The sequence below is a fragment of the Streptomyces sp. NPDC004788 genome, from assembly GCF_053601115.1.
Genome location: NZ_JBSGBF010000098.1, coordinates 22800 through 29444 on the forward strand (window position 1 = coordinate 22800; position 6645 = coordinate 29444).

The following is a 6645-nucleotide window of genomic DNA, read 5'->3' on the forward strand; positions in this document are numbered from 1 at the left end:
GGTGAGGGACGGTCGGTGCTGGCGGCGATCACCACGGCCACCGATCGATTCGCTGCAGCCGTGACGCTGCTGATGGTCTATGCGCTCCACAACCTGTACGCCCCCGGCTTCGAGCCGTACAACTTCGCGTTCCAACGTCTGCGCGTGAGACTCCTCCGCGCCGTCGTCCTCCGCGTCGCCACGATGTGGTGCGGGATCGCCGGCCTGCTGATGCTCCTGCACTCCACGCTCGCGGACGAGAAGGCCCGGCCGTTCCTCCTCGGCGCCACCCTCACCCTCACGCTGGCATTGTCAGAGGCGTCAGGCACACTGCGCCGTATGGTGACCGCACACGACTATGACTGGATCCGCACCTCGCCGCTCTTCCGCCACATGATGGAGAGCGGATACACCTTGACACTGATTCGGGGGCGGAGCCCGCAGGAGGTGCTGTGTGCGATGGAGGCGGAACCGCGCGGCACCGGGGAGGGCGCGGCCGGGCTGATCGAGGCGGATGACGCTCACCGTGCCGAGGTGGATGACGACTATTGGAACGACTCCTACGTTGCCGGCGCCTTCAAGGTTCCGGGCGAGAAAAGGGACTGGACAGTTGTCCTCGGCTTCGATGGTGGCCTTGGGCTGCCGTGCGCGGAGGCGCTGTCGGAGGGCGGCCGGGTCGTGGCGCACTCGAGCAACGGCGGCAAGCCCATCCACCTCTTCCGCTGGTTCGAGGACGGTGAGCTCCGTACGACGTTCGAGGGCCCCTCAGCGCGCGACGGCAGCAGCCCCAATGAACTGGTTCCCCTGTTGCGGGAAGTCGGCTTCCCGCTGACTCCCGGGGGAGAGCACGACGAGAGCGCCCCGGTCGTCGACGGGAAGGCGGCGGTGCTCGCACTGGCAGAAAGACTCACCGGCATACGCGTCACCGAATCCCTCCTCCAGGACGCCACGTACGAACTGGGACTCGTCCCCGAACGGTCCGCCGAGGAGTGGACCGGCCTGGTCATCGACATCACCGATGCCCACGGAGAGCGTCTGTACAAGGAATGGACTTACGAGGAGATCGCGGCGGCTTCCGAGCGCGCACGGGTGGAGGCGAACGCGCCGATCGTGATGACCTACAACGAGCCTATCGCCAAGGATCCTTCGGAACACGAGACGGGTGAGTAGCGAACGGGCGCGTGTGGGGTGCCCCGGGCACACCCCGCCCTCTGCGATTGACATCGTCGCCGAGCAGAGCCTGGGGGCGTCGGCGGGGCCGGCCCGGGCGTCCGGCGACGGGCGGGATGCTATCGACAAGGGCAAGGGTCTGGGCGACGTCGTTGACGTTGGCCGCGGTCGTGATGACCGCGTCAAGTGCTCCTCGCGTACGCCGTCCTCCATCGTCTCCCCCTCCGGGTCGGAGTGGCGGTGCGGGTGTGGTGCCGACCGTACAGGCGCCACCGACAAGACCTTCGGCGACGGCCGGTACGCGGTCGGTTCAGCCGACGCGGGTCTTCTCCCGGGCCGGTTCTGCTGCTGCGGGCGTGGGCTCGTCGACGAGGAGCGGTCGGGCCGCGACCAGGCCGGCCGCGGTTTCGGGGACGACGAGCGCGAGGAGCAGCAGGAGGGGGATCTGCCAGGTGTCGGTGAGGGTGTGGAGGAGTCCGAGGGTGGCGGGGCCGGTGCCGGCGAGGAGGTAGCCGAAGGTCTGCGCCATGCCCGACAGGCGTGCGGCGACGGCCGGGTTGGGTGAGCGCAGGGTGAGGAGGGTCATGGCGAGGGGGAAGGCGCTGCCGGTGGCGAGGCCGAGGATGCATACCCACATCCACGCGAGCGAGGGCATGGTGAGGATCCCGGCGAGGCTGGTGATCTTGATGGCGGCCAGTGCGAGGACGAGGGGCTGCTGTTGTGGGAGGCGGGCGGCGATCACCGGCATGACGTAGCCCATGGGGATGCCGAGGGTGAGCATCACGGAGACCATCGCGCCGGCGGTGGTCTTGCTGTAGCCGTCGGCCTGCATGATCTCGGGCAGCCATGCGGCGAGCGCGTAGAACATGAGGGAGACGATCCCGAGGAAGGTGGCGACCGCCCACGCCAGCGGGGACCGCAGCAGGCTGCCTTCGTGGCGGCCCGCTGCGGGGCGCTGGGTGCCGGAGCCGGAGCCGTGGTGGCGTGTGGCCAGGACGGCCCACAGTGCGGCACCGGCGGCGGCGGGCGCCGCCCAGACGGCCATTGCCGCTTGCCATCCGGCGAGGCGTCCGACGGGCACGGCTATGCCCGCGGCTACTGCGCCGCTGGACGCCATGAGGGTCATCGCCAGGCCGGTCGCCCGCCCGATCTGGTGGGCGAAGCGTTCCTTGACGACGGCGGGGACGAGGACGTTGCCGGTGGCGATCCCCGCGCCGGCGATGATCGTCCCGGCGAAGAGGGCGGTGGTGTAGGGCAGGCCGCGCAGGGTGATGCCGACGGCGATCAGCAGCAGCGCGCCGGTGATCGCGGGCTCGGTGCCGGTACGCCGTGCGAGAGCCGGCACCCATGCGGCGAACGCGCCGAGGCACAGCACGGGCAGGGTGGTCAGGATGCTGAGCTGGAGGCCGGTGAGGTGGCGGGTGTGCTGGATGTCGGTGAGCAGCGGGCCGGTGCAGGTGATCGCGGCCCGAAGGTTCACGGTGAGCAGGATGAGGCCGAGCAGTACCCATACGCGGGTGGCGTGGCGTCTGGTCGTGGTGGTGGGCATAGCGGGTGTTCCCCCGGTGTGAAGCATGTGGTGGCCCGGGTGCCAGGTCGCGGCACGGGCCGGAAACGAGGAGACGGCGCCCTCCGTCAGGGGGCCTTGCCCCGGGTGGGGCGGGCCGTGTGGAGGGCGCCGTCTCACGGGCCGTGTGCGGGCCGGCCGTCCCCGGCCCGCACACGGTGTCCTTGGGTCAGACGCTGACCGTGTCGTGGCCGAGGGGGCAGCCGCCGGTCTTGGCGGCGGTGCCGGTGAGGAACGCGGCGGCGGTCGCGGTGCCGCCGGTGTCGGAGGGGGCGGTGGTCGTGCCGCCGAGCTGGCCGAGGATCTCCTCGGACAGCAGGTCCTGCTTGCCCTTCAGGCTGGAGGCGACCTTCTGGTCTACGGAGAACACCATCTCCGCGGCGATGTTGTCCTGGACGATGCGCGCGATGTTCTCCAGCGCCACGTTCACGGCGTCGGTGACGGGCAGCTGGTCGCTGATGATGTCGATCAGGTGCGTCGCCGCGCGGTCGGGGTTCATGTGCGGGCGGATGATGATGGTGTTCTGGTTGTCGACCGACGTGGTCCACATGGAGAACACCGCTATGTAGACGTCGTTCCAGCGGGCGCCGAGCTGGTTCTTCCAGCGGGTCATGAGGGCGTTGACGGCCTCGATCTGAACCTTCGCGGCGTAGGACATGTTCGTGCGTATGTCGCCGTAGACGGCGCCGGTGGCGTCCTCGAACTGCTTCATCGTGAACGACCGGTTGTCGATGGCGTTGGAGCAGAAGTCGATCAGCGAGTTGAGGATCGCGCGGGAGGAGCTCTCCAGCTTGTCGGGCAGGCCGGCGGGCTTGAGGGCGTTCCGGCCGCTGATCAGGACGTCGCGCCACTGGCGCAGCGGGTCGACCCAGGCGGTGGACTCGGGGCCGACCATGGCGACGGATTCGAGGTCGTGGGCGTCCATGTCGCCGGCCTTGAGGTGCCAGTCGGGGACGCGCTTGTTGAGGTAGCGGGCGAGGACGGAGAACGTGCCCAGCGGGGTGTGGGCGATCGACTTCGCCAGCTGGAAGAGCTGGTCGATCGGCGCGGTCTTTTCGACCACGACGCCGTTCTCGACCAGGTAGTACGTGCCGCCCTCGGGGCCGTTGGTCACGACGATGACCGGGGAGAGCTTGTTCTGGAGTTCGTCCTTGAGGGACTTGTAGCGGGTTCTCATCCCGGCGTTGACGTTCAGGATCGCGGTGCGCGCCTCGTCCTTCGTCATGGCGGGGGCAGTGCCGTCGGTCGTGGGCGTGGTTTCGGCGGAGGCCGAGGTGGCGGTCGCGGTGGCGAGGAGAGTTCCGGCGCCGATCGCGGTCGCGGTGCCGATGAAGTTGCGGCGGGTGGTCATGAGTTTTCCCCTGGTGCTTCCGTGGGTGGGTCGGTCGTGAGCGGCCGTGGCGCACGGGCCGGCTTGGGGGCGGCTGTGCGGTGGTGCCGTTGTGGGGGGAAGCAAGGCGCGGGGCCGTGGTGCGCCGGAGAGGGGGGCGCGGGTGCCGTGTGGGCGTGACGGTCCCGTGGTCTGGCCGGGGGTGTGCCAGAGCGGTGGTGCAGGTGGGGGGTGCGGGGTGGGGTGTCGCTGCCGGGCCCGGGCGTGCCGGGTGGGGTGGCACGCGGGGCCAGAGCGCGAGTTCTGGGGGTTGGGTCCGGCAGCGACGTTCGGAGGGGGCTCAGCCGAGGTCGGCGGTGGTGGGGACGACGACGCCCCACAGGTCGTCGATGGTGGCGAGCGCGCCGTGGTGCAGCCGCTCGGCGGAGACCTCTGCGACCGCGGACTTCAGGGTGCGGGTGGCGGTGGCGTCGGCGACGACGGTGGGCCGGTTGCCGCGCAGGAACGCGCCCTGGGCGGTGAACAGGACGCACATGTGGGACATGAACCCGGCGATGACGACGTCCTTGTTCCCGGCGGCGTCGACGAGGTCACCGAGGTTGGTGTCGCGGAAGGCGTCGGGGACGGTCTTGACGACGGTGGCCTCGCCCTCGATGGGCGCGACGGCAGGGTGGATCTGGCCGATCTCGGCGCGGATGTCGTAGGGGGTGCCTTCGCCGCCGTCGTTGATGACGTGGATGACGGTGGCGCCGGCCTCGCGGGCCTTGGCGAGGAGGGTGGCGGCGGCGTCGAGCGCGGGCTGCCAGCCGTCGAGTTCCATGACGCCCTGCGTGTAGGTGTTCTGGTAGTCCACGAGGATGACCGTGGAGTTGGCGAGGGTGGCGGGGGTCTGGTCGAACTGGTTGAGCTCACGGAGCGTGGTGGACGGCATGGGTGTGCTTCTCCCGTGGGTGGTTCGAAGATCGAAGGTTTAACTCGGCACCGTGTGCGGCGAGTTACGTTCCCCACCGTAGAGGCTGGCTGAATCGAACCCCTGTCGGATAAGTTGCAGAAACCGACACGACACCTAACGGAATGGGGGATTCCGGACATGCTGGGGTCCAGACTCGTAGCGATCATGATCTTCGACGGCGTCGACCTCCTCGACGTCACCGGCCCACCGGAAGTCTTCGCCCTCCTGGGCCGTGACCTGAAGAAAGACCCCGGCTACCGAGTCCAACTCGCCGCGGAAACACTCGACCCCGTCACCACCGGGGCAGGCGTCCGCCTCATACCGGACGTCGCATTCTCCGACATCGCCGAACGACGCATCGACACCCTCATCGTGCCCGGATCCGTCACCATCGACCGCGAACACCGCATACACCCAGTGATCGACCCCGCCGTAGTCGCCTGGGTCCGAAAGCTCGCCTACCGATCACGCCGCGTCGCCTCCGTCTGCGTCGGCGCGCACCTCCTCGCCGAGGCCGGACTCCTCGAAGGCAAGCGGGTCACCACCCACTGGTCGACCGCCCGACAGCTCGCCACCCGCTACCCCGGCGTCGACGTCGACCCCGACCCGATCTTCATCCGGCAGGGCAACGTATGGACCGGCGCCGGCATCACCGCCTGCCTCGACCTCGCCCTGGCCCTCGTCGCCGAAGACTTCGGCGAACACGCCGCCATGGGCGTCGCCCGCCAGCTCGTCATGTACCTCAAGCGCCCCAGCGGACAGTCCCAGTTCTCCGTGCCGATCGAACCCGCCTACACCAGCCGCCGCATGGACGACCTCCGGCACTACGTCACCACGAACCTGCACCGGAAGATCACCATGACGGACCTCGCCGCCCACGCCCACATCGGCGAGCGCCAGCTCACCCGCATCTTCAAGGAAGAGACCGGCATGACCCCGGCCGCCTACGTCGAGACCGCGCGGATCGAGCTCGCCCGCAACCGCCTGGAAGCCACCGAGGAGACGCTCCCCCGGATCGCCACGGCGTGCGGCTTCGGCAGCACCGACACCCTCATGCGCGTCTTCCGCAAGCGCCTCGGACTCACCCCCAGCGAGTACCGCCGCCGCTTCCGCCACGCCGGCTGAACGCGCGGCGCTCAGACCGGCCGGGTGGCGATGAGCGCTTCGGTGCGGACGGTCTCGGTGAACTGGCCGTCGGGCTGGTGGACCGGTTCGATCAGCCCAGGAAGCTCAACCGCACCTGCCGTTGCGGGTTGTCCTTGTTCGTGTCCACCAACCTCCGCTAGGACAACCCCTAGCCTACGTTGCCCCGGACCCGGCATCGCAGCCTCCGCGGTGTCGAACGGCGGGCGGAGAGGCACGGGTAAAGCTCAGCTGAGTGGCAAGCTGCCCGCAGCCGAGACCGCTCAGCCCGTCGTTCCGCCTGGGCCAGAAGCCGACTCCAGAAAAGACACCCCGCGAATCAGGAGTCCGACCAACCGAGTGCAGCCGACGGGTGTCGATCCCTTCGGCAACAGCGCAAACGTCGACGCGGCGCCCGGAGAGCCGGGCGCCCCGGCGGACTCATTGATGTACGCATTTGGGGTGCAGGCGTTAGACGGGGGGTTGATAACCACCACCGGGAGGAAAAGGGCGGTCGTGGCAGCG

5 protein-coding genes are annotated in these 6645 nt (G+C 69.4%); 2 read left to right on the plus strand and 3 right to left on the minus strand.

Annotated features, from left to right (window positions below):
- Positions 1–15: 15 nt before the first annotated feature.
- Positions 16–1149 (plus strand): DUF6461 domain-containing protein, encoded by a 1134-nt coding sequence (locus ACWEJX_RS31065; protein WP_451610750.1) that lies wholly within the window; start codon positions 16–18, stop codon positions 1147–1149.
- Between the two features lie 310 nt (positions 1150–1459).
- Here ACWEJX_RS31065 and ACWEJX_RS31070 read toward each other — a convergent pair whose 3' ends face one another.
- The 3 genes from ACWEJX_RS31070 to ACWEJX_RS31080 form a co-directional block, all read right to left on the minus strand.
- Positions 1460–2698: an MFS transporter gene (locus ACWEJX_RS31070; protein ID WP_451610751.1), complete on the minus strand. Its 1239-nt coding sequence runs from the start codon at positions 2696–2698 to the stop codon at positions 1460–1462.
- Between the two features lie 187 nt (positions 2699–2885).
- Positions 2886–4067, minus strand: coding sequence for a hypothetical protein (locus ACWEJX_RS31075; RefSeq protein WP_451610752.1), 1182 nt, complete (start codon positions 4065–4067; stop codon positions 2886–2888).
- A 319-nt stretch (positions 4068–4386) separates the two neighbouring features.
- Positions 4387–4977: an isochorismatase family protein gene (locus ACWEJX_RS31080; RefSeq protein WP_451610753.1), complete on the minus strand. Its 591-nt coding sequence runs from the start codon at positions 4975–4977 to the stop codon at positions 4387–4389.
- A gap of 159 nt (positions 4978–5136) precedes the next feature.
- Here ACWEJX_RS31080 and ACWEJX_RS31085 point away from each other — a divergent pair, with 159 nt between their 5' ends.
- The gene (locus ACWEJX_RS31085; RefSeq protein ID WP_451610754.1) at positions 5137–6123 is read left to right on the plus strand and encodes a GlxA family transcriptional regulator; all 987 of its coding nucleotides are present in this window, start codon (positions 5137–5139) and stop codon (positions 6121–6123) included.
- Positions 6124–6645: the final 522 nt, after the last annotated feature.

What these genes read in the sequence shown, in the direction of transcription:
- ACWEJX_RS31070 (WP_451610751.1), bottom strand. Translation starts at nt 2,698, where the DNA reads ATGCCCACCACCACGACCAGACGCCACGCCACCCGCGTATGGGTACTG.
- ACWEJX_RS31075 (WP_451610752.1), bottom strand. Translation starts at nt 4,067, where the DNA reads ATGACCACCCGCCGCAACTTCATCGGCACCGCGACCGCGATCGGCGCC.
- ACWEJX_RS31080 (WP_451610753.1), bottom strand. Translation starts at nt 4,977, where the DNA reads ATGCCGTCCACCACGCTCCGTGAGCTCAACCAGTTCGACCAGACCCCC.
- ACWEJX_RS31085 (WP_451610754.1), top strand. Translation starts at nt 5,137, where the DNA reads ATGCTGGGGTCCAGACTCGTAGCGATCATGATCTTCGACGGCGTCGAC.